Origin of the sequence: Thalassoglobus neptunius (assembly GCF_007859735.1) — a bacterium.
GTDB classification, from domain to species: domain Bacteria; phylum Planctomycetota; class Planctomycetia; order Planctomycetales; family Planctomycetaceae; genus Thalassoglobus; species Thalassoglobus neptunius.
Genome location: NZ_SIHI01000001.1, coordinates 2,155,739 through 2,177,613, shown reverse-complemented (window position 1 = coordinate 2,177,613; position 21,875 = coordinate 2,155,739). Strand labels below are relative to the sequence as shown.

At 53.2% G+C, this 21,875-nt stretch carries 20 protein-coding genes; 12 read left to right on the top strand and 8 right to left on the bottom strand.

What is annotated here, in order from left to right; all coding sequences use genetic code 11:
- Positions 1 to 43: 43 nt before the first annotated feature.
- Together KOR42_RS08585 and argJ are read right to left on the bottom strand one after the other, a co-directional pair.
- Positions 44 to 973: an ATP-binding response regulator gene (locus tag KOR42_RS08585; RefSeq protein WP_146508829.1), complete on the bottom strand. Its 930-nt coding sequence runs from the start codon at positions 971 to 973 to the stop codon at positions 44 to 46.
- Between the two features lie 100 nt (positions 974 to 1,073).
- Positions 1,074 to 2,267, bottom strand: a complete 1,194-nt coding sequence (gene argJ, locus KOR42_RS08580) for a bifunctional glutamate N-acetyltransferase/amino-acid acetyltransferase ArgJ (protein WP_146508827.1) — start codon at positions 2,265 to 2,267, stop codon at positions 1,074 to 1,076.
- A gap of 345 nt (positions 2,268 to 2,612) precedes the next feature.
- Here argJ and KOR42_RS08570 point away from each other — a divergent pair, with 345 nt between their 5' ends.
- The 3 genes from KOR42_RS08570 to KOR42_RS08560 all read left to right on the top strand — a co-directional run bounded on the left by KOR42_RS08570 (position 2,613) and on the right by KOR42_RS08560 (position 4,816).
- Positions 2,613 to 2,837, top strand: coding sequence for a hypothetical protein (locus tag KOR42_RS08570; RefSeq protein ID WP_146508823.1), 225 nt, complete (start codon positions 2,613 to 2,615; stop codon positions 2,835 to 2,837).
- Positions 2,838 to 2,996: 159 nt separating this feature from the next.
- Complete coding sequence (xerC, locus tag KOR42_RS08565) at positions 2,997 to 3,935, top strand: tyrosine recombinase XerC (RefSeq protein WP_146508821.1); 939 nt, start codon at positions 2,997 to 2,999, stop codon at positions 3,933 to 3,935.
- Entirely contained in the window at positions 3,932 to 4,816 is an 885-nt protein-coding gene (locus tag KOR42_RS08560) for an SDR family NAD(P)-dependent oxidoreductase (RefSeq protein WP_197440988.1), read from the top strand. Before xerC ends, KOR42_RS08560 begins: the two co-directional genes overlap by 4 nt.
- A gap of 52 nt (positions 4,817 to 4,868) precedes the next feature.
- On the opposite strand, the gene KOR42_RS08555 is transcribed toward KOR42_RS08560, so the two are convergent.
- The 3 genes from KOR42_RS08555 to KOR42_RS08545 all read right to left on the bottom strand — a co-directional run bounded on the left by KOR42_RS08555 (position 4,869) and on the right by KOR42_RS08545 (position 8,011).
- Positions 4,869 to 5,795 (bottom strand): inositol monophosphatase family protein, encoded by a 927-nt coding sequence (locus KOR42_RS08555; protein ID WP_146508819.1) that lies wholly within the window; start codon positions 5,793 to 5,795, stop codon positions 4,869 to 4,871.
- A gap of 3 nt (positions 5,796 to 5,798) precedes the next feature.
- Complete coding sequence (locus tag KOR42_RS08550) at positions 5,799 to 6,668, bottom strand: ATP-grasp domain-containing protein (RefSeq protein WP_197440987.1); 870 nt, start codon at positions 6,666 to 6,668, stop codon at positions 5,799 to 5,801.
- 167 nt (positions 6,669 to 6,835) lie between these two features.
- Positions 6,836 to 8,011 carry a hypothetical protein gene (locus tag KOR42_RS08545; protein ID WP_146508815.1) on the bottom strand — a complete coding sequence of 392 codons (1,176 nt, stop codon included), beginning with the start codon at positions 8,009 to 8,011 and terminating at the stop codon, positions 6,836 to 6,838.
- A gap of 363 nt (positions 8,012 to 8,374) precedes the next feature.
- On the opposite strand from KOR42_RS08545, the gene KOR42_RS08540 reads away from it, so the two are divergent.
- Positions 8,375 to 8,959 carry a hypothetical protein gene (locus KOR42_RS08540; protein ID WP_146508813.1) on the top strand — a complete coding sequence of 195 codons (585 nt, stop codon included), beginning with the start codon at positions 8,375 to 8,377 and terminating at the stop codon, positions 8,957 to 8,959.
- Here the strand turns inward: KOR42_RS08540 and KOR42_RS08535 are convergent.
- Positions 8,934 to 9,908: an aldo/keto reductase gene (locus KOR42_RS08535; protein ID WP_146508811.1), complete on the bottom strand. Its 975-nt coding sequence runs from the start codon at positions 9,906 to 9,908 to the stop codon at positions 8,934 to 8,936. The two genes, KOR42_RS08540 and KOR42_RS08535, sit on opposite strands and share 26 nt — an antisense overlap.
- Positions 9,905 to 10,813 (bottom strand): prephenate dehydrogenase, encoded by a 909-nt coding sequence (locus KOR42_RS08530; protein ID WP_197440986.1) that lies wholly within the window; start codon positions 10,811 to 10,813, stop codon positions 9,905 to 9,907. The genes KOR42_RS08535 and KOR42_RS08530 overlap by 4 nt, the downstream gene beginning before the upstream one ends.
- Positions 10,814 to 11,039: 226 nt before the next feature.
- Here KOR42_RS08530 and KOR42_RS08525 point away from each other — a divergent pair, with 226 nt between their 5' ends.
- Both KOR42_RS08525 and KOR42_RS08520 read left to right on the top strand, forming a co-directional pair.
- Entirely contained in the window at positions 11,040 to 11,981 is a 942-nt protein-coding gene (locus tag KOR42_RS08525) for an AAA family ATPase (RefSeq protein WP_231740795.1), read from the top strand.
- A 184-nt stretch (positions 11,982 to 12,165) separates the two neighbouring features.
- Positions 12,166 to 13,506 (top strand): outer membrane protein assembly factor BamB family protein, encoded by a 1,341-nt coding sequence (locus tag KOR42_RS08520; protein WP_146508806.1) that lies wholly within the window; start codon positions 12,166 to 12,168, stop codon positions 13,504 to 13,506.
- Between the two features lie 8 nt (positions 13,507 to 13,514).
- Here KOR42_RS08520 and KOR42_RS08515 read toward each other — a convergent pair whose 3' ends face one another.
- Positions 13,515 to 13,961, bottom strand: a complete 447-nt coding sequence (locus KOR42_RS08515; RefSeq protein WP_146508804.1) for a hypothetical protein — start codon at positions 13,959 to 13,961, stop codon at positions 13,515 to 13,517.
- Between the two features lie 198 nt (positions 13,962 to 14,159).
- Between KOR42_RS08515 and KOR42_RS08510 the strand changes: the two genes are divergently transcribed.
- From KOR42_RS08510 to lnt, 6 genes are all read left to right on the top strand, one after another.
- On the top strand, positions 14,160 to 14,951 hold the full coding sequence (locus tag KOR42_RS08510) for an inositol monophosphatase family protein (protein WP_146508802.1): 792 nt from the start codon (positions 14,160 to 14,162) through the stop codon (positions 14,949 to 14,951).
- Positions 14,952 to 15,034: 83 nt separating this feature from the next.
- Positions 15,035 to 16,267: an MFS transporter gene (locus KOR42_RS08505; RefSeq protein WP_146508800.1), complete on the top strand. Its 1,233-nt coding sequence runs from the start codon at positions 15,035 to 15,037 to the stop codon at positions 16,265 to 16,267.
- 144 nt (positions 16,268 to 16,411) lie between these two features.
- Positions 16,412 to 17,413 carry a methenyltetrahydromethanopterin cyclohydrolase gene (mch, locus tag KOR42_RS08500; RefSeq protein ID WP_146508797.1) on the top strand — a complete coding sequence of 334 codons (1,002 nt, stop codon included), beginning with the start codon at positions 16,412 to 16,414 and terminating at the stop codon, positions 17,411 to 17,413.
- Positions 17,414 to 17,557: 144 nt separating this feature from the next.
- Positions 17,558 to 18,463, top strand: coding sequence for a hypothetical protein (locus KOR42_RS08495; protein WP_231740793.1), 906 nt, complete (start codon positions 17,558 to 17,560; stop codon positions 18,461 to 18,463).
- 24 nt (positions 18,464 to 18,487) lie between these two features.
- Entirely contained in the window at positions 18,488 to 19,723 is a 1,236-nt protein-coding gene (locus KOR42_RS08490) for a molybdopterin molybdotransferase MoeA (RefSeq protein ID WP_197440985.1), read from the top strand.
- Between the two features lie 198 nt (positions 19,724 to 19,921).
- Positions 19,922 to 21,814, top strand: a complete 1,893-nt coding sequence (lnt, locus tag KOR42_RS08485; RefSeq protein ID WP_146508793.1) for an apolipoprotein N-acyltransferase — start codon at positions 19,922 to 19,924, stop codon at positions 21,812 to 21,814.
- Positions 21,815 to 21,875 lie beyond the last annotated feature (61 nt).

The window sequence follows — 21,875 nt, the reverse complement described above, 5'->3', positions numbered from 1 at the left end:
GACGAAGTCATGCTGAACCAGTTAACGAGTGAGTGAACGATTCTCACTCGCTGGTCTCAAGAGTGTCGTCGATAATGTAATCACCGTTCAGCTGGCGATTCACTTTCTTGCGAAGCGTGACCGCATTCCCGGTCGGATTAAATTCGATCGAATCGGTAAACGCTCGCATCAGCAAAACGCCGCGTCCGCTGGGGCGTTCGAGATAGCCCGGAGATGTCGGGTCCGGCAAGGCTTCCGGATCAAATCCTGATCCCTGATCGACAATGGTGATGGAAACCTCTTCCTTGCTCATGTTCAGTTCGACATGAATCTGACGCGACCGAAACGGCTCCTGCTTTCGCCGCGTGTTTGCCAGATCGTGATAAGCGTTGGGATCTTCTTCTCGAAGGTCCGAACTCACTTCCAGATTTCCATGGAAGTAGGCGTTCGTCAGAGCTTCATCGACTGCGGAGGCGAAACGAAGACTCTCATTCTCGTCGAAGATCCATCTCTCTTGAACGGTCTCTCGGATTTCCGCTACCAACGCTGAGATCAGATCGAGGTCGTTATCGAGAACGTAGCTGACAGACGATAAGTAATTTAAAAGCCGGCGACGTTTCCGTCGCTTGTTGGAGGATGCGAGAATTCGTTCGACAGTGTCGATCAATTCGCTTCCCAACTCGGTCTTCGGCACATAGCTGGCTGCTCCCTTCTCAAGAGCCGTCACAGCAATTGTCTCACTTCCGCCAGCAGTCATCAGAACGACGGGCACAAGCGGATATTCATTTCGAATCGCTTCGACAAGTTCCAGCCCGTTCATCTCCGGCATCTTCAGATCGGTGACGATCAAATCCGGAATCTCAAGTTCAACCTGTTCCAGCCCTTCACGCCCGTTGCGCGCAGTTGTGACTTCCCAGTCCGGAATCTTTTCCAGCAATCGACTTGCCAAACGCAAATCGACCAGACTGTCATCAACAACCAAAATCCTCGCCATTGTGATGTCCGTTTCGTGTCCGATGTCAGACCCATCTCTCTATTGTCAACGACCGGCCGACGACTGACAACCCTGGGGTTGAAAGTTCAGGTCCAGAAATTTACGTCGTATAGTCCGCATTCAGACGGATGTACTCTGAAGTCAGATCGCACGTCCAATAAGTGACTGATTCATTTCCCAGTCGAAATTTGAGTTGAATGTCGACTTCCCCTTGGGCCATCGATTGAGAAAGCGAAACTTCATCGAAGTCCAATGGACGTCCGAGGTCGTAGACTACGACATCATTGATCTCCAAAGACAAGTCTCGCTCCAGAAAAGGAACGCCGGCATAACCTGCTGCAGAAACAATGCGGCCCCAGTTCGGATCGTTCCCCGTGATCGCTGTCTTGACGAGCGGACTATCACAGACTGCTTTGGCAACACGACGAGCCTGTTCCACTTCAGGCAATCCAGTGACAGCGACCTTCACAAAGTGTTGGGCGCCTTCAGCATCGCGAATGATCAACTGCGCCAATTCCTGACAGACCTTGATCAACCCCTCGATGAATTCCACGTGCGGACCTCCGGCCGGAGACTGAACTCCCGAAGATCCATTTGCAAGAAGCAACACACTATCGCTCGTACTGGTGTGTCCTTCGACGGAAATGCAATTGAACGACTGATCGACCACCGTTCGAAGAAGTCCGCCCGCAAGGTCCTTCGGAAGTGAATAGTCAGTCATTACGACTGCCAGCATCGTCGCCATGTTCGGGGCAATCATTGCTGCCCCTTTGGCCACCCCGGTGATTCGAACCTCTTGTCCGTCGATGTTGAGCGTCTGAGAAGCAATTTTCTCAAATGTATCGGTTGTCATGATCCCTTTGGCAGCGAGCGTCAACTGTTCCGATTGACTGCCGAGCCCCTGACACGCTGCCCGAATCCCCTGGCTGACGTTCTCCATCGGGAGGAAGTGACCAATCACTCCCGTCGAACAGACAAGGACGTTTTCACTGGCCGTCGAGAGTTGCTCAGCGACGATCGAAGTCATCATCTCGGCATCGTTTAAGCCACGTTCGCCCGTACACGCATTCGCGTTTCCGGAGTTAATCACGATTGCCGAAATTGCGTCGCTTGGAGTCCGGTCCCGGCTCACAAGAACAGGAGCGCCGACGACCTGATTTTGCGTATAGACACCGGCTCCAACGGCTGGACGCTCCGAGGCAAATACGGAAACGTCGAGCTTCCCGGATTCTTTAATTCCGCAAGCAACTCCGTTCATTCGAAAGCCCTTGGGAACCACAAATTGACTTGTCATGTTGGATGAATGAGCTTCGAAAGGGATGAACGTGACGGAAGAGTGATTCCGAAAAACATCGTGATTGAGGTTTTCACCGAGAATTGTTCTGATTTTCAGCGCTCAATTGCAAGTCACTTTTCCCGGCAGTTTCTTTAGAATTCACGAGCTCCAATGGATTCGTGCTTCGCCCCCAACGAGAAGTTGGGCAATTCCCGGTGAGGCAGCGGGTATTGTCGATTACAGAAGACGCCAACAAGCTCCAGAAACTTCTTCGTATTCCGCGTCCGCATCTTCTCACAGTTCACTCCCGATTCGTCGATAACGACATCAGTGAAGTTTGTCGGCGAAACGAGGTGTCGCATTATGTCGCGGAGTGTCAATGTTGTCGCAATGGTCAAAGATGGAGAACGTTTCGTTTTCCTCTTTGATGCCGAAAGCGCCCCTCAATTGCTTCAGACTTTCGGACATTATGCAGCCGATCCAGAACTCAACTTCACCTGGTACGACGCTGCAGTTCTCAGCCAGAGAGTTCGTCAGCTGCAGGCAGAAGCCAAAGAGACCACCACAAAATTCCGGCGGAGCGCATAGAGAATCATTCGAAATGATCTCCGTCAATTTGCACGAGGAAACAGGACAACCAATCTGTTTCAGAGTCCGAGCAAGTGCGAAAGCCAGAGCTTCAGGCTCTTTTCAGGAAGCAAGTGATGACTCTGCGGACATCAATTGACTCGACCGGGAGCAGCGACGTTGCAAAAAAGTGTTGACGATTTCCTCCGTTACCTGCACATCGAGCGCAACGCGTCGGAACTGACACTCAAATCTTACCGAGACGATTTTGCGAGCTTCTACGACTACCTGCAGGATCGCGTCGGAACAATTCCTCATCCGGAAGAGATCACGATTCCGGTCCTTCGAGGGTACGTCTCCTATCTCCACGAATGTCAGTACGCACGCACGACGATCGCTCGCAGACTCGCTGCGTTGAGAAGCTACTTTCGCTATACGATGCGAGAAGGGATCACGACTTCCAATCCCGCGAAAGCTCTTCGAACGCCCCGCACAGGACGCAAGCTGCCTCATTTTCTGACCAGCGAACAAGTCGCCAGTCTGCTTGAAGCACCTCCGGCGAATGATCCAATGGGGTTGCGAGACCGCGCGATTCTCGAAACTCTTTATTCAGCCGGACTTCGTGTCGCGGAACTCGTCGGACTCGATGTCGACAGCTGGGATCGTGGGACGAATGTGTTGCGTGTCTTCGGTAAAGGCAAGAAAGAACGAATTGCGCCAGTCGGTTCGTATGCTGTTCGGGCTCTTGAACACTGGATGAGTGTGCGAGAACCCGATCCCAATGGGCTGCCTGAAGAGACAGAAGCGCTGTTTCTCAATCGCTTCGGAAGACGGCTCACGACCCGCAGCATTGGTCGTATGATCGACAAATACCTCAAAATCACCGGTCTCGACAGAATCACTTCGCCTCACACGCTTCGTCACAGTTTCGCGACACATCTCCTCGACGGGGGCGCCGATCTGAGGAGTGTTCAGGAACTTCTGGGACATAAAAGCCTGACAACAACTCAGATCTATACACACGTCAGTACGCGAAGAATGCGCGAAACTTACGAGCACTCGCACCCTCACGCCGTCATGTCGGATGAAATCGACGACGATTTTGACGACGATGAGTGAAACGAAAACAACGTCAAACATTCAGCCCCGCACACTTTATTTGGAAGCACCGGGGACCGGCAGCATCGGGAGATGTCACAGGCATGGCGAGCGAAGTTGTATTGATTACCGGAGCGTCCTCCGGAATTGGATGGGAAATCGCGGAACGATTCGCTTCCGACGGAGCGGAACTTATTCTTGTCGCGCGTCGTGAAGAAAAACTTCGCGAACTCGCCGACCGCCTTCACGCTGATCATGGCACCAAAACCCGCATCATTTCGATGGATCTTTCCAATCCGGGTGCAGCTTCGGAACTTCACAAGAAAGTGGTCGAAACACATCCCGACATTGACGTTCTCGTCAACAACGCGGGCTTCGGGCAATACGGAAAGTTTGAAGAGATCCCTGCCGATCGCCACGTCGACATGTGCATGCTCAACGTTGTCACACTGACAGAGCTGACACGTTTGATCCTCCCGCGAATGATCGAAAGAAACCGAGGATCAATCCTGAACCTGGGTTCAACAGCTTCATTTCAACCCGGACCGAACTGTGCTGTCTATTACGCGACGAAAGCGTATGTCTTGTCGTTCTCAGAAGCTTTGACAGCCGAACTGTGGGGAACGAATATTTCTGTCACGTGTCTGTGCCCCGGTCCGACGATCACCGGATTCGGATCTGACTCAGATATGGAACAAGCCAACATCTTCAAGATGCTGAAAATGCCTGTCGAACCGGTTGTCGATGCGGGCTATCGCGGCGTTCGCAAGAAACGCCGGCTCGTCGTGCCCGGTTTCATGAACAATCTGCTCGCGTTCTCAGTTCGTTTCACCGCTCGCCCGGTCATTCTCTGGATCATGAAACGACTTCAGCCGCTTCCATCTCCCTCAAAGGACTCTTGAGCGAGACCATTCTCCTGCTTGATCTTCAGAATAAAATTCCCCCCGGGACACATCAATCTGAGTATCGAACCGGATTCCAGTCTCGCGCCAGATCGACGAGAATCTTGAGCTTCTCGGGAGAATCGGCAGTGGCCACAATTCCTGGAAGTCGCAACATCGACGCCCGATCGTCCATCCATGTCTCTTCGAAATGGACAGGCTCCCCGTTGTGCACCCAAACACTGTCGCCGCCGAGAATTCGAGCGATCTGGATCGAAACCGGATAGTCGTAGATATTCGGCGAGTGAATGAGTGACCCTCCGAACTGGCCTGTAGCCAACAGCGGATAGATGCTTCCCGGAGTTTCGTCAGGCGGAAATCCTTCAAGCCCGGCAGCGGTCACTTTCTCAGCATTGGCTGCGTCATTCTTCTGAAATCCGATGAGATAGATCTTCCGGGAATCCGGTCGACCGGACGATTGAATGTTCGGCATCGCCTGAAGACATTCCTGAGCGGACAAGCTCAAGTCATCGGGCCCACATTTCAATGTGTCTCCGTAGGCCATTGTCCACGAACCGGTTGGTCCATCTTCAGGACAATAGACCAGTGAGAACAACACATCATCCCGTGTTCGCAGATGCAGCATGACGGAATATCCGTTGCCGGTTCGATCACGAAACTGTTTTGTTCCATCGATCGGATCGAGCGCGATTGTCAGTTCCCCCTCGTCGCGAAAGGCTCCGAGATCACCATTTTCTTCCTCCGCTTCAATACGACATTCCCGCAGAATGGGAGAGCGGTCACGAAGCCCCGCAACGACCAGTTCCTGAACCGTCAAATCGGCGAGAGTCAACGCATCCGTATTGGCATTCCCGGATGACTTTCCTTCGAGCGCAATGTTGAATGAACGAAGCTTCCGCGCGACAGCACCGGACCACCGGAGAAGATCAGGGGCATCGTTGAGAAGGGCTTCAATAACATCGTTCGGAGCGGGTGACATTTTTTATTCCTCAAGATATTCAAACAGTGCCTGGGCGACATCAATCTTCGTTGTGGACTGAAACGCTTTCCAGCCCGGCACAGCATTGACTTCGATCACATAACATCGTCCGGAAAGGTCGTATAGCAAATCAACACCCGCAAAGCACGTGTGAACTGCACCGGCAGCAGCGACCGCAATGGCTTCTTCTTCAGACGTCAGGCGATGCAGACTGGCTTTTCCCTGACGAGCCACATTCGTTCGAAAGTCAGTGGGATGGCTTCTTCGAATCGCTCCCAAGACTCGTCCGTTCAAGACAAGAACGCGGACATCAAACCCTTCATGAAAGACGAATTCCTGCTGATAAATCACGCCGTTGAGTCGTTCGATCGCGCGAAACGACCGAAAGGCAAGATCGGGATCAGAAAGCCGAATGATCCCTCGTCCTTCCGCTCCGAAGAGTGGTTTGACAACCACATCCTGACCGAGCACCTCAAAGGCTTCCATCGCTTGATCGGTCGTCTCAGTGACAATTGTTCTTGGGATCGGAATTCCGCATCCACTGAGACGGGATGTCGAGAGAAATTTGTCGACCGCGCATTCGATCCCTCGCGGATGATTCACGATGCGGACTCCTGCATCCTGCATTTGCAGGAGAACATCCATCCGGTAGACAACTTGCTCAAGTGACCCCGGAGGCATTGTTCGAACGATCATGCAATCGACGTCAGACAGCGTCCTCCCATCGCTTGTGACTTCGGTCGAAGAATTCTGAACACACGACGCCAACCGCTCGAAGTCGATGGCCTCACATGCGTGGCCCCGGCGCTCCCCCGCCTGAAGCAGTTGTTCCACATACCAACTTCCAATGTGACCTAAAACCGCAATCCGCACAGTGATTCCTGTTCGCGACAATCCCAAACTCAGCGACTGAATGGTTCGCCGAAACCTTCATGGATTCAGCAGGAGGTTTGAGACAAGTTATTGAGCATCTTAAGAAAGGGCTTCAGGACTTCGAAGCGACGCGACGCTTTGACGTGTCACCCCTGACGATTCGGTGATCACTGCTCTGACGTTTCAGAATCTGAATCGAGCTCCATTGGCGATTCCATTCCGGAAGTGGAATCATCGGAAGTGGAATCATCGGAAGTCTCGCTTTCCATGTCCGTAGGATCTTCGGACTCAGCCTCATGGGTTTCGACTTCAATTTCCAAGTCCTCGGCAGTTTGCGGCGCGACGTTTACCTTCACCGCAAACTCGGAGGGGAAAACCGAAATAGCTCCATCCGCCTTGCGTTCATGAATCGTGAATGTTTCCGTGCCGATGGGAACGAGGAAGTAGAAGTCCCCGGACTGACTTTCGTGAACACAGGGATAAGCCGTCAATTCTTCGACCGCGTGACAGATTCTTCCAAGTCCACTGACGAAGGTGTTGTAGACGACACTCTGCCGATACTCGGGAAGCAACGCATTCTGAGAACTCGCTTGTGGATCGGACCACTCCTCAAACATTCGGTTGATTCCCGATTTCAACTCCTGAAACCGCTGCTGTTCAAGATCTCGAAACTGGTCTTGGTAAAAGGTGTTGATGTCACTGAGGCTGAGAAGGGGAGCTTTGACGAATTCCGCCTGACGCCCCGGACTCAACGTCATTTGCAACTTGTTTCCGTTCGCAGAGAGGTCCAACACCACAAGATTGCTGCGGACCGTTGTGGGAGTTTCTTTAAGTTGTTCGAGAACGGTGTTGAAGCGTTCTTCAGGAATACTGAAGTCTTCTGCTTTCAGTTCCATACGAAGAATGTGATCCGCCGGAAGCCGCTCTCCCTGAATCGTTCCGGTGAACACGGGACGTGTTTGAAACGAATAAATCACCCCCAGCAGAACCAGTAGCCCTCCAAAAAACAAAGGCGGCAAGAGCATTCCCCAGCGAGATTTTCGTCGTCGACGAGATGGCCTCGATGTTAATGGCCTCGGTTCGGGCGAGATCAACGGAAACGGCTCGGCGGCGTTTTCCGGAGTTGAACCCGAAGTTGCTTCTGACAGATTGAATTCCGTAGTCGTTTGCAACAACGGATTGGACGGCTTTGGGTCCCCGGACTCCTGAGGGGGCTTTTCTTTCGCTTCAACAGGCGGCGCAGAGTTGGGATCGTAAACATCAAACTCGTCAGTGTCGGCGAGACTGGGATCGACAGCTTCCAGCGAAGCAGTTGGTGTCGGTTTGGGTGAAGGAATCCTCACACGCGAACCACACTTCGGGCAGCTTCCAACTTTGCCTGCAGCGTCATCTTTTACCCGCACAGTTGCGGTGCAGTATGGACAGTGGAACTGAATCGCCATGGATTTTGAGGCTACAAGGGAGGAGTCGGCAATACCGAACGGGAACGATTTTCGTGGCAACGATGCACATCGTGCCAGACAGTCACTGCGAACGTCAACGTGTGGATGGGCATCGCTCGTTGACACGCATGTCCAGCATAACCCTCAATACCGTCCAGTTCCGCTAAGTGATTTTCCCATAATTTCGGCTTTCGGGGGCGATTGCAAGCGTCGCCGAGATAGGGTTGCGGGTTGATTCGGAGATTTACAGATATAGAGGTTGTGATGGTTTTGGAAACCCAACAGCAGGCCAAACAGAGCACGGAGTCTCGCCTGGTTCTTCCCGCCAACTTTCTGGCGAACTGTGCATTTGCCTGGGCAGCATATCACATAGCTCTGTGGCACATCTTATTTATTGTCAATTACTTGCAGCAATCAGCCCCCACTCTCGGGGTCTGGGAATTCTACCTGCACTTCGCGACTCAAGCCTATCCTCTCGCATTGACGGCCGTTGCGACGACCCCGCTTCTTCTGCGAGCGATTTCACGGTCAGCGGACACGATTTCCGCCCCGATCCGGCGGGTCGAAGAGACCTTGAAAAAGCTACGATTGGGAGAACCGGTTCAACCCGTGCAATTCCGACACGACGACGCGCTCAATCGACTTCAGGACGAATTGAATTCGTTTGTGGAGTGGTACGAGGAAACCACCCGTCTCGATGCGAGCAGCCCCGAAGAATCAGCGGACTACACAGAACGAAGTGTCCTGAAGCGGTTAGCTGACCTGAAAAAGACCACACAGGGAATTCGTGCGGTCGGGGAGAAACTGCCTCGTCGGCCTCATCTCATGTCACCGCCGGATGGGAGATAACCGGTCCGCGACGGACGATTGCCTCGTCAATCGCCTGAATGGTGGATTCGGACAGCTGAATCTTCATCGCCTGCGCAGTGTCCCGAATCTGTTCAGGACGTTTCGCCCCACACAAAGCAGCGGTGATTCCCGGACGTTGAATCGTCCACGCAATCGCCAGTTGCGCCATTGTGATGCCTGCGCTCTCGGCGAGAGGACGAAGTTCGTCGAGAAAGTCGTGCGTCTTATCCCATTCGCGTCCTTGAAAGACACCGTATTTCTGCCGACCATCTTTCGGGTCCCATTCATGGTCTCGTGAAAGTTTTCCTGCGAGGAAGCCTTTCATGAGCGGCCAATAAGGAATGACGGAAACCTGATTGGTCAAACACCACGGGAGAATCGCGTCTTCAATTTCGCGCTGCAGCATATTGTAGTGAGGCTGCGCCGCGGCGATCGGACACACCTGCTGGAAAGTCTCATACGACTCAACAGTGTGAAAGTTGGAAACCCCGACCGCACGAATTTTTCCGGAATCGAGCAGTTCGCGGAGAACGGCAGCTGAGTCCTCAACGGGTGTTTGAGGATCGGGGGCGTGCAGATAGTAGAGATCAATGCGGTCAGTATTGAGCCGCTTCAGACTCTCTTCGCAGTGCTTGCGAATCACTTCGGGACGAGCATCGCGAATTTTCTCTCGGGCCGAATTCCAGGACAGTCCGCATTTACTCGCGATGACGATTTCATCTCGATGAGAACCGAGAACCTCGGCGATCATCCGTTCGCTTTCGCCTTCGTATCCGTAGCTGTAAGCAGTGTCGAAGAAGTTGATTCCGGAATCGAACGCAGCCTGCAAAGTCTGCAAGCTGGCTTCGCGAGTCACATCAACGCTTGTGATCCCGGTAATCGGCCAACATCCCATTGCAACCGGAGTCACTTCAATATCGGTGGTCCCGATCTTTCGAAGAACACTCATGATGGTCCCTTCTTTGGCGACGACTTTTGCTTTGTATCTTTGAGAGAATTCTGTTGCAGCCGTTCGAATTCGTTGCGGTTTTCCCGCCCTGCCTGCAACAAACTTTGAATCGCATGCCGGTCGTCGTTTTCCAATGCAGCACGAAATTCCGACAGTCTCTGAATCATATCAGAGGTGGCAGCACAAATCTGATCGGAGTTGTCGTTGAAGATTGCGGTCCAAAGATCAGCATCGCCGGCCGCCACTCGAGTTGTGTCTCGAAACCCCGTCGCGCCAAAGACGAGTGCCGACTCCGGGACAATGCCTGCAAGTGCAGACGCAACCAGATGAGGGAGGTGACTGACCATCGCGAGGATTCGGTCATGATCTCTAGGAGTGGCGGTGTGAACGAGCATTCCGAGACTCTTCCAAAACTGCGTCAATGTTTCCGTCAGTTCCGGCGAAGTCTCCCCCACCGGCGTCACAACACACTTTCGGTTGACGAACAAATCTGCGGTGGCGTGTTCGAATCCAGACTGATGTGAACCAGCGAGCGGGTGCGATCCGATGAAACGCTCTTTTCCGCCATCGAGTTCCAGCACTTGCTCACAAATTCCGGATTTGACACTCCCCGCATCGGTGATCAACGTCTCGCGCGGAGTCGCTTTCAGAATTGCCGCCACATTCTCAACGATTCGATCGACTGGAGTGCATACGATCACGAGATCGACATCTTCCAAAGAATCGATCGATAAGACTGCGGAGTCGATCACTTGTCGAGCGACCGCTTCGTTCAAACGATCCGGATTTCTGCCGACGCCGATGATGGATCGACACAGATTTCTCGCTCGAGATGCCAGAGCGATCGACCCACCAATCAGTCCGACACCGACGATCGCGATTCGAGGAAAGGGGATTTCGGGCACATTCATACCGGGAATTGTAGTGATCAAATCAGAAAAGTGGGTTCCGATCAGCCTGTAGATTCAAGAGAATTCGCCGGAATTGATTCCGAAAGATTCGTAATTATTGATGAATTCTGGTCCAATCGACGCCTCTCAGGTGAACCATTTCATTCTTCTCCTATAATGCCGATCGAAAATTGACTGTTCTCTTATCCCATCCTCTCCAAAATTTGATGTGGAGTATTTAGTGACAAGCGATTCTGCCGCATTGATCCAGTCTCTTGAGGAGAATATCGGACGGGTTTTATTGGGAAAAGAAGAAGTCATTCGACTTGCGGTCGTGGCCTTGCTCGCCGAAGGCCATGTCCTCATTGAGGATGCACCGGGCGTCGGTAAAACGTCGCTCGCAAAGGCCATTGCCCATAGCTTCAACTGTCAGTTCTCGCGTTTGCAATGTACGCCGGACATGCTTCCCAGCGACATTCTGGGATCCAGTATCTTCCTGCCCAACAAAGGCGAGTTTGAGTTTCGCGCTGGCCCCATCTTCACCAATGTTCTTCTCGCAGACGAAATCAATCGAACCACTCCGAGAACCCAAAGTGCGTTGCTGGAAGCGATGATGGAGCATCAGGTCTCCGTTGATGGCAAAACTTATCCGCTCAGCAAACCATTTTTTGTGCTCGCGACCCAGAACCCGTTCGAGTTTGAAGGAACATACCCACTCCCGGAAAACCAATTGGACAGATTTCTCTTGTGTACGGAAATTGGATATCCGTCACGGGAGGCTGAACGCAGAGTCTTCACGAGCCATCGATCTGGCGAACCTGTGGAGAAACTCAATTCTGTCCTGTCGACGGAGCAGCTTTCGGGCTTGCAGCAACAAGTCCGTGAGGTGAAAGTCGATGAATCGATCTCCGACTACATTCTGGATCTCATCGAAGCGACGCGAAAGAGTCGTGAACTTTCACTGGGTGTCAGTACTCGCGGTGCCTTAACGATGTACCGGGCTGTCCAAAGCCTCGCACTTGTCGAAGGCCGGGATTTTGCCATCCCTGATGATGTGAAACGCCTCGCAAGCCCGGTATTCGCACACCGCGTCATTTGCAGCGGTGTCATTCGTGAAAGCCAGCGAAACCGAGCCCGCATCATTATCCAACAGATGATTGACACCATCCCCGTCCCGAATTAGACCAGTGACAGCTTTATTTCGGACTTGCCGAACTACGTTCCTGCCAATTGATCCCCAAGCACAACAGACTCAATGGAATGCACGCAATTTCCGAGTGCGTTCAGCTCAACGATTGATCCGCTGAACCATTGATCCGCGTCTGCCCCTGATTCCTCCTGAATTGTTGTCTATATCGAGGCGAATCATGCTTACAGATCGTTGTCGACACTTCGCCTGTCTTTTCTTCGTCGGCGTCCTCTCTCTGGCCATTCTTCACGGAAAAGAGGTTCACGGAGAAGAGTCCCTGCCGTGGCCGGATCGGAATGGGCCTCAGTTTAATGGGTCCGCCTCCGCGAAAGACGCAGCGAACCTGCCGATCAAATGGAGCGAAACCGAGAACGTTGCCTGGAAGATTCCCCTGGAAGACCAGGGACATTCGACTCCAGTGATCGGAGAGGGACGTATCTGGTTGACAGCTGCAACTCCGGACGGAACGAAGCAGTTCGTCTATGCCATCGATGAAGAATCGGGAGAAATCCTGATTCACAAGCTGTTGTTTGAGAATGCAGACCCCGAGCCGCTTGGCAACAACATTAACACCTATGCCTCTCCCAGTTGCGTGCTCGAGGAGGGAGCTGCCTACGTTCATTTCGGAAGCTACGGCACGGCAAAGTTGAACTCGACCTCTGGAGACGTCATTTGGACAAGACGAGACATCGAAGGCCGCCATTTCCGTGGGCCGGGGTCGTCTCCTGTTCTCTTCAAGAATTCACTCATTCTGACGTTCGACTGCATCGATCGACAGTTCCTCGTTTCACTCGATAAAGAGACCGGAGAAACTCTCTGGCTCACCGAAAGAACGACCGACTACGACGACCTCGACGAAAACGGACTTCCGAAACGGGAAGGTGATCTGAGAAAAGCCTACAGCACACCGGGGTTAATCGAAGTTGGAGACCGAGTTCATCTCGTGTCCGCTGGGTCAAGAGCTGCATTCGGATACGACGCCGAAACAGGTGAGGAAATCTGGACCATCACCCACGACGACTACAACGCAGCTGCGCGTCCGTCGTTCTTCCAAGGCAACGCCATTATCAATACGGGTTCCCGAAACGCGAACCTGCTGTGTGTTCGACTCGATGGTACAACACAGGGAAATGTCGATGACTCGCATGTTCTGTGGGATCGACCTCGTGGAAACTCACGACTGGCGACTCCGCTTCTCCACGATGGACTCATTTATATGGTGACAGACAACGGAGTCGCGATTTGCATCGATGCGGAAACGGGAGAAGAAGTCTGGACCGATCGTGTCGGAGGAACGTTTGTCGCGTCTCCGATCATTGCAAACGGAAACATCTACTTCTGCAATGAAGAAGGGGAAACAATCGTCATCAAAGCGGGCCGGGAATTTGAAATTCTCTCGAGGAACACGCTCGATGAGGGGATGCGAGCCTCACCCGCGATTGCCAATGGAGCAATTTTCCTGAGAACGTTCGGACACCTCTACAAGATCAAACGCTCGGACGAATCACCTTCGAAGTGATGTTCGCGTCAGCTTGATTTCGAATGAATTTCGACAAAGACCGTTTCCCACAATCCTCCGGGAAGCGAGCGATTTGCAGTCGGATCGAAGGTAATCGCGAACAGCAATTCGTTGAAGTCTTCCAGCTCCGCCGTGACATCGAACCGAATCGGCTCTTCACTCGCGGGCTGTAACGGCTTCTGATTGATATGAAAGTCTGAGACGTCTCCCACACCTTCGGGAAGATAAATCTGAACGCACTCGTCAGAAGTCAAACCGGACGGACGATGAAACCGACGTCGAAACCAGGCTTTCCCGGCGCTCTCCCCAAACAACGCTCGCCAGTCCATCGGCATCGCGTGTCGTTGCCAGGTCTGATCTTGCTTTGAACTCGGAACGTCATCGAGATTTTCTTCCGGAGGGAGAATTTCCCACGGACCTTTCAGACGAATGCGATGAAGAAGATTGGAATCCATAAGCGCGACCGGGCCACGAATTGAGTTCGTACTCGTATTTATCAACAATGCGTCACACCAGTGACTTTGGGGATTAGAGCAACTTCATCGCTGGTTTGCAGCGATTCGCACAACCCGCCGCCTTCATCGGAAGAATCGAAGGCGAGAGAATGCAGCGCACCATCAAGATTGATGAAAGTTTTTGGGGACGAGAAGGCAATGGATTCGAACGACATTCAGCACAGACTTGAGTTTACTCTTGATGCCTCCGAACGAGCGGAAGCCATCGTGATGAAGTACTTCCTCGACGCGAAACTTCAGGTCCAGCTGAAAGGGGATCGTTCTCCAGTCACGGTCGCAGATCGCGGGGCAGAAGAGTTTCTGCGAGGGAAAATCGCTCAGGAATTTCCGGACGACGCCATTCTCGGAGAAGAGTTCGGCGAACAACCGGGAACAAGCGGCTACCGATGGATTCTCGATCCGATCGACGGCACCAAGTCTTTCATTCATGGCGTTCCGCTCTTTGGAATGTTGATCGGATTGCAATTCGAAGAGACTTGCGTGGCGGGGATTTGTCGAATCCCGGCATTGAACGAAGTCGTCTATGCGCGGCGAGGTGGCGGAGCGTGGTGGCAGCGAGGAGACGATTCGCCTGTGCGTGCCCAAGTCCGTTCACAAGACTCAATGGAGAACTCCCTGTTTCTCTTCACTGCTGTCGAAGGTTTTCAGGAAATCGACCGAATGGACGCTCTTGAAAAATTCTCATCCGCCAGTGGGCTCTCGCGCAGCTGGGGTGACTGTTACGGACACATGCTCGTCGCAACCGGTCGAGCCGACTTCATGGTCGATCCACTTCTCGCCGAATGGGACGCTGCTGCCCTGATCCCGATTGTCGAGGAAGCGGGCGGAGTCTTTATGACCTGGGCGGGAGAATCGACTGCAACTGGAGGAAACGGAATCTCAACGACTCCAGCTCTGCGGGATGAAATCCTCAAGATTTGCAACGGCTAGAAAACAGTTCTCGCTAGCATGGATTTGCTGAACGCCGCGGACTCTTTGGAGGAATCCAATTTTGACAACCGACTGTGAGTGACATGAAATTGTTCGAGACAGTCACCGGACGAAAGGTGCTCTTCGGATCACTTTACTTCAGCGAAGGTGCCCCGATCGGATTCATTTGGCTCGCACTTCCCACACAGCTGCGATCAGCAGGTGTGCCGGTTGAGCAGATTACGTGGCTGGCAGCGATTCTGGTTCTCCCGTGGACCTTCAAGTTTGCCTGGGCTCCTGTCATTGATGCCGTTCAAACTTCTTCCTGGACGCATCGACAGTGGATCATCGCAGCCCAGAGTGTGATGGGATCGACTCTCATCCCGCTGTTCTGGATCAATCCCGTTGATCAGTTTGGCATCTTAGCGGCGCTTTTACTCGTGCATGCCTGTGCTGCTGCGACGCAAGATGTCGCGATCGATGCCATGTGCATCTCCATGACCGAGCCGGAAGAGCGGGCAGCGTACAACGCCTGGATGCAGGTTGGAATGTTGCTGGGCCGTGCGTCGATGGGTGGCGGAGCACTGATCATCGGACAGTACCTCAGCCGGGAATGGGTGATCGCTCTGCTTATCTTATCGACGACATTCTCGATGTTTCTCATCTCGGCAGTTCCCAACAGTCGCTCACGGTCGGATCGAAATTCCGCAACTCGCGAGATGATGCGCTCTCTGAAACTGGCGGTCACTGATTTTCGAACGTGGCTCGGATTGATCTTCGCGTTCACCGGAGGGGCTGCCTTCAAGTCGCTGGAAGTTATTTACGGTCCATTTCTCGTGGACCGCGGCTACTCAGAATTGACAATCGGCTGGTTCTCCTTCGGGCCGATGATCGGGTTCATGGTCGCCGGTGCGCTTCTTGGAGGTTGGCTGACAGCCCGCCACGGGTCGAAAGTATGCGTACAATGGTTTCTCATCTCCATTGCAGTCACCGTGACATTGCTCGCAGGAGTTGCGTACTGGGGCCAGTCCGGTCGAAACGCATGGCTCCTCGTGCTTCTGGCTGCGACTGCAGTTGGAATCGGAGCTTTCACAGCTTCCTCGTACACCTTGTTCATGAACCTGACGCGCCCGGAAATCGCCGCGACACAATTCAGCGCGATGATGGGAGCAACCAACGGATGCGAGTCCTGGTCCAGCTATGTCAGCGGGAGAATCACAGCTTCACACGGCTATCCCGCTGCCATGCTGGCGATGTGCCTCATTTCTCTTGTCGCGATTCCCGTGATTCGGATGCTTCCGCCACTCGAACGCACTCAAATCGACGAAGGCGAATGAGAGAAATCTCCGAGCGAGCACGGAGTGTTCGAAATCCTCTCGAAATCGGCTCTCTCTGTTCAAAGCCTGTTTCAGCTTGGTACTCGGAACCGGCAGCACTTGTTACAACTCGTGTTCACAACACATCTGCGGAGAGGTTTTTCGATGAATCACGATGAAGACGACTGGGATGGCGACCTCTTTGAGGATGAACCGTCGTTGAATCATCAAGCTTGGGATCTCATTCAGCAGGTCCTGTACAATCTCGACGAACTTCGCGTTGAGCCGGCCCTTTCCTCTGAAAGCGGGATTGTGCTCGACTTTGGTGTGAACGTTCCGGGAAGCCTTTCTGCAGGACTGACACTCGCGGAGATTAGCTGTTCAGGTCTCTCGGATTTCTCGATGATCTCCGGTGAGCTGGCAGGAATTCGCTGGCCACACATATTCGTTCAGACGGATGATCCGGTCGAATCGTGTTTGCTGAGTCAATATGCAGGTTGGCAACTTCAGGCTGACGACTACTTTGCAATGGCGAGTGGTCCGATGCGAACAGCTCGCGGTTCGGAACCGCTCTTTGAAACACTGCGGTATCAGGAAGTTTCTGACTGTGTGGTCGGAGTCCTCGAAGCCGCCGAACTTCCGACCGACGAAGTCATTCAAAAGATCGCGGAAGAGTGCAATGTCCCGGTCGATGGAGTCGCAGTTCTCGTCGCACCAACATCCAGTATCGCCGGGAATTTTCAGGTCGTTGGTCGTTCAGTCGAAACGGCGATGCACAAGCTGTTCGAGTTGGGTTTCGATGTAAGCCGGGTTGAGTCAGCATGCGGCAGCGCGCCGATTTCTCCCGTCGCGGCAGACGATCTCACCGGGATCGGTCGCACGAACGATGCGATTCTTTACGGGGGAAGCGTGACGCTTTGGGTTCACGGTGATGACGAGATGATTTGTGAACTCGGTCCGAAAGTTCCGGCGTCTGCTTCGGAAATGTATGGACGCCCGTTTGTCGAAATATTCGAAGCGGCGGGTCGAGACTTTTATCAGATCGATCCTCACTTATTCAGCCCCGGTGAAGTGGTGTTCCACAATGTCGAAACGGGGTCGGTCTTTCAGTTTGGCCATCTCAATTCTGACGTTCTGATTCAGTCATTCCACCTCAACATAGGTTGATCGACTTGCAAGAGTTGACAGGCTGCCGGTACTTTGCGTTATTCTCCAATTTTTGAAGTCGATTTTCGTCGTTGACAAAAGCGATTGCTCGCGCCGTCAGTTTGTTACGTTCAATCGACTGCCGTTGTTGCCACGGAGTGACCATTGACTGCAGAGATTGCAGATCCCAAGTCGACCCGATCAGAACGCCAGGTTTGGGCGATCCTCGGCCTTCTCTTCGCCGGGTGGCTCATTTACCGGGCTGTCATTATTGGTGCAGGTTCCGCCTACGTCGCAGAGGTCAACGGACAGTATCAATCAGCCACGTACAATGACTTTCTTGTGGGAACAGCCGTCTACAGCCCGGCCCGCACAGTGGGAATCTGGATTGCGGCATTCCTAACGCTCTGCATTTTCTCATTCTTGTATCGGGACAACCCGTTCTACAAATTCGCCGAAGCCGTCTTCGTTGGTGTCTCTGCTGCCTACTGGATGGTGATCGCTTTCTGGACCGTGGTGATCCCTAATCTTGTGGGCAAGATCTGGCCTGCCTGGATCCAATCCTGGGCCATGCCTGGCTTGTCTCCCATTCGCGATGACTCGTGGTGGATGTTCCTGATCCCGCTAGTGTTGGGGGGAATGCTCCTTTGGAGACTCTCTCCCAGAGGGGCGTGGATTGCCCGATGGCCGTTGGCGTTTATTATCGGGTCGACAGCCGGAATTCGGCTCGTTGGCTTTCTGCAAGCGGATTTCATCAGCCAGATTCACAACACAATCGTGCCCGTTGTGGTCGTGACGGATTCCGAATTTCAATTCTGGGAGAGCGTCCAAAACATTCTGCTCGTCATCTCCGTCCTGTCGGCCATCGTTTACTTCTTCTTCTCCGTGGAACACACCGGCGTTGTCGGTCAGGTCTCTCGGATCGGTGTGTGGGTGTTGATGGTCACATTCGGAGCTGCATTCGGTTATACGGTGATGGGCCGAATCGCCTTGCTCGCGATTCGTTTCGAATTCCTCTTCGACGACTGGCTGTGGTTGATCGACCCTGCTCATAAGCGTCTCGGGCTGTAAGCTGAAATGAAAGAGTGTCCGACCATGCTGAGCGTGATCGAAGCGCTCGATCTGATCCGTGATCGAGTCCTTCCCGGGGAAACTTCAGTCAAACCCTTGAGTGAGACGTTAGGCCACACTGTCGCCGAGTCGATTCTCAGCCCAATCGACTCTCCTCCATTCGACAAATCGATGATGGACGGATTCGCCATCCGCACGGAAGACTTCGCTCAGGGAGCGATTCCCCTTTCGCTCGTCGGACAAATCACCGCCGGCGAGTCGTCGGATTCTCCTTTGCAGTCCGGGGAAACCGTTCAAATCATGACGGGAGCACCCATCCCGCCAAACGTGGACGCTGTCGTTCCTGTCGAACTGTCATCGGTGGAAAACGGAGTCGTCCACCTGAATGTTGATCCTGCGCAACTTCGCTCCGGATGGAACATCATTCCTCGCGGATCAAACATGCAGCAGGGAATCGAAGTCCTGAGCACCGGGTCGTCAATTCGACCGCAGGAAATCGCTTTGCTGGGAGAAATCGGGAAAGCCAACCTTCGCGTTCATCATCGACCACGCGTTGCGGTACTTGCCACGGGAAACGAACTCGTCGACGTCGGCGAAGATCCCGGACCGGGACAAATCCGAAACTCGAATGCATTGATGCTCGCTGCGCAAGTTGAGTCGTGCGGTGCGATTCCAGTGGTTCTTGGAATTGCCCGGGACAACCGCGATGACCTTCGAGACAAAGTTCAAGCGGGGCTCGAATGCGCCATGTTATGCCTCTCAGGTGGGGTTTCTGCCGGCACTCTGGATCTCGTTCCATCTGTTCTGGCTGAAGCTGGCGTGGAACCCGTTTTTCACAAATTGGCCATGAAACCGGGAAAACCGATCTGGTTTGGATCGCGAAATGACGCGGCCAACGGACCGTGTTATGTGTTCGGCTTGCCGGGAAATCCGGTGAGCAGTATGGTCTGTTTTGAACTGTTCGTCAGAACAGCTCTGCGGAAGTTTTGCGGGGATACTCAAACTGACGTCCCTCTGCAAAACGCTCACCTGAAGCGAGATTTTCAGCAGAGGGGAGATCGTCAGGTGTGGTTTCCATCGACATTAGAGTTTGAAGGGGGGAAAGCCGTCGTCAATCCCGTCGACTGGAAAGGATCATCCGATTTGCGTTCCACTCTTCTGGCCAATTGCAGTGCCGTTTTCGATGCTGGAGACAATCTGTACCAGGCAGGAGAACTCGTCAACGTCCTCGTGTGGTCCAGACCGTTATTTGCAACCTAGAGCATTTTCTGTTTTGGTTTGCACTCACTCGCACGAGCATACTCAGCCATTTCCCGGATGAAAAAGTTCATGCGAGTGCCCAGGAAAGAGCAACTTGCTCGAGAAGTCGGGTGAAACCGATTTGATAGCCTGAGTTTGGCTCCCTTCTTCCAACACAGACGATCGACGTTCGATCAAAACGATGAAACTGGACATGCCATGGATGACATGCCTGCGACTGGATCTGAGCCATCACTGAACGCTGCCGATGCAGCCAGAATTCAGAAGATCGTCGAACGCCCTCAGAAGAAACAAGTCTCGGGACGAAGGGTTGTCCTGCGTGCTGCATTCGCGACAGCAGCCATGCTTTGGGCTGCGTTCACTCCGCTCGACTGGGGATGGCTGGCATGGATCAGCCTCGTTCCCCTTTTGTCGATCGCGCGCATTCCCGATCGGCTCGGATGGACCTATCGACTGTTGTACTTGAGCGGATTCCTCTACTGGCTGATTACGCTTCAATGGATGCGTTACGGTGATCCGTCGATGTATATCGCTCTCGCAGCGATGGCATTCTATCTGGCTTTCTACTGGCCGATTTTCGTCTGGTTGACTCGGACCAGTTTCCATCGATTTCGAATCCCCTTGTTTGTTTCCGCACCGATCCTCTGGACCGGGCTCGAATACCTGCGGTCGTTTTTGTTCACAGGTTTTTCGTGGTATTACCTCGGACACACCCAACACAATTGGGTCGATCTGATTCAGATCAGTGATCTCGTCGGCGCATACGGCATTTCGTTTCTCATCGTGATGTCGAACGCGGTGATCACGGAATGTCTTCCATTGAGATGGATTTGGCGCGGACTTGGAATCAAAAGTCACACCCCGACAGACGAATCCCAAGCGTCGGACGCGAAATCGTCGACCCATCTCCGGGCGGAAGATCGTCCGCTTCTTCAGCGACTGGGGATGGTTGCACTCTCTGTTGGTCTGGTCATCGGAGCGATGATTTACGGCCAGCTTCGTCGTGGATCAGAAGCGTTTCCGGTTGGCCCTCGAGTCTCGCTTGTGCAAGGAAATTTTGTCGCTTCGCTGAAGTCGGATCGAGATCAATGGGGCGAGATCTTTCAGGTGCATTATCACCTGACCGGCCTTTCTGTGCGGTTCCAACCGGACTTGATTATCTGGCCGGAAGGGATGTTTCGATATCCGGTCTACGAGACTCAGAAGGGATTGAGCGACGAGCAACTTGACGAAATTCTCGCAGAGGAATTTCCGGAAATCGGGCTGACTTCGGACTATTGGAATTCCGGAGACAGCCAGCAGCGTCTTTCATCGATGGCAGACATGACCGATGCCGGACTGATTGTCGGAGCAAGTGCTTTCGAAGCGGGAGACGACGGGGTCGACATCTATAACTCCGCCGTCTTTGCTGCCCCTCAATCCGGTGTTCAGGGCCGCTATCACAAAATTCACCGAGTCCCGTTCGGAGAGTACATTCCTCTTCGCGAACAACTTCCGCTGATCCAGTCGTTGACTCCGTTTCGCGGTGACTTCGGGATTCAGGCGGGAACGAACCTCGAAGTCTTCACGTACAAAGACTGGCGATTGCTTCCGATCATTTGCTTCGAGGACACCGTTCCCCAACTTGTCCGACAGCTGGTGTCTCAGGCACAACATCGAGACAGCCTGCCAATTGACGTTCTCGTCAATCTGACGAATGACGGATGGTTTCACGGGTCGAGTGAATTGGACCAGCACCTCATCACCGCAAAATTTCGAACTGTCGAAACGCGGACTCCAATGGTTCGAGCAGTGAACACGGGCATTTCAGCAGTCATTGACGGAGATGGTGTTGTTCGAGAGCCGAATGACTTTGTCGATCTCGATGCAAAGCGGGAAGAACGTCCCCCGACCGAATCGATGAAAGATCCGGAAACGGGTCGATACCATCGGCAACGGAATCTGGCTTTGATCGCTGACGTTCCGCTCGATCCACGCGAGAGCTTCTATGTCCGCTTCGGTGACTGGTTTGCAGCGAGTTGCCTCGTCGCAGTCTTCGCGACATTCTTTCTCAGCTTCATCATTCGACCGGCGGATGTTTCCTCGGAATAAACTTCGCCGATCCTGATCACTGAATTTGGGATTCTTTCGCCGTCGGTTCTTGTGTTCTCTC

Bases quoted from the DNA above. Each gene is read 5' to 3' on its own strand.
- argJ (WP_146508827.1), bottom strand. From the start codon at position 2,267: ATGACAAGTCAATTTGTGGTTCCCAAGGGCTTTCGAATGAACGGAGTT.
- KOR42_RS08555 (WP_146508819.1), bottom strand. From the start codon at position 5,795: ATGTCACCCGCTCCGAACGATGTTATTGAAGCCCTTCTCAACGATGCC.
- KOR42_RS08585 (WP_146508829.1), bottom strand. From the start codon at position 973: ATGGCGAGGATTTTGGTTGTTGATGACAGTCTGGTCGATTTGCGTTTG.
- KOR42_RS08520 (WP_146508806.1), top strand. From the start codon at position 12,166: ATGCTTACAGATCGTTGTCGACACTTCGCCTGTCTTTTCTTCGTCGGC.
- mch (WP_146508797.1), top strand. From the start codon at position 16,412: ATGAATCACGATGAAGACGACTGGGATGGCGACCTCTTTGAGGATGAA.
- KOR42_RS08510 (WP_146508802.1), top strand. From the start codon at position 14,160: ATGGATTCGAACGACATTCAGCACAGACTTGAGTTTACTCTTGATGCC.
- KOR42_RS08570 (WP_146508823.1), top strand. From the start codon at position 2,613: ATGTCGCGGAGTGTCAATGTTGTCGCAATGGTCAAAGATGGAGAACGT.
- KOR42_RS08535 (WP_146508811.1), bottom strand. From the start codon at position 9,908: ATGAGTGTTCTTCGAAAGATCGGGACCACCGATATTGAAGTGACTCCG.
- KOR42_RS08515 (WP_146508804.1), bottom strand. From the start codon at position 13,961: ATGGATTCCAATCTTCTTCATCGCATTCGTCTGAAAGGTCCGTGGGAA.
- KOR42_RS08490 (WP_197440985.1), top strand. From the start codon at position 18,488: ATGCTGAGCGTGATCGAAGCGCTCGATCTGATCCGTGATCGAGTCCTT.
- KOR42_RS08505 (WP_146508800.1), top strand. From the start codon at position 15,035: ATGAAATTGTTCGAGACAGTCACCGGACGAAAGGTGCTCTTCGGATCA.
- KOR42_RS08540 (WP_146508813.1), top strand. From the start codon at position 8,375: ATGGTTTTGGAAACCCAACAGCAGGCCAAACAGAGCACGGAGTCTCGC.
- lnt (WP_146508793.1), top strand. From the start codon at position 19,922: ATGGATGACATGCCTGCGACTGGATCTGAGCCATCACTGAACGCTGCC.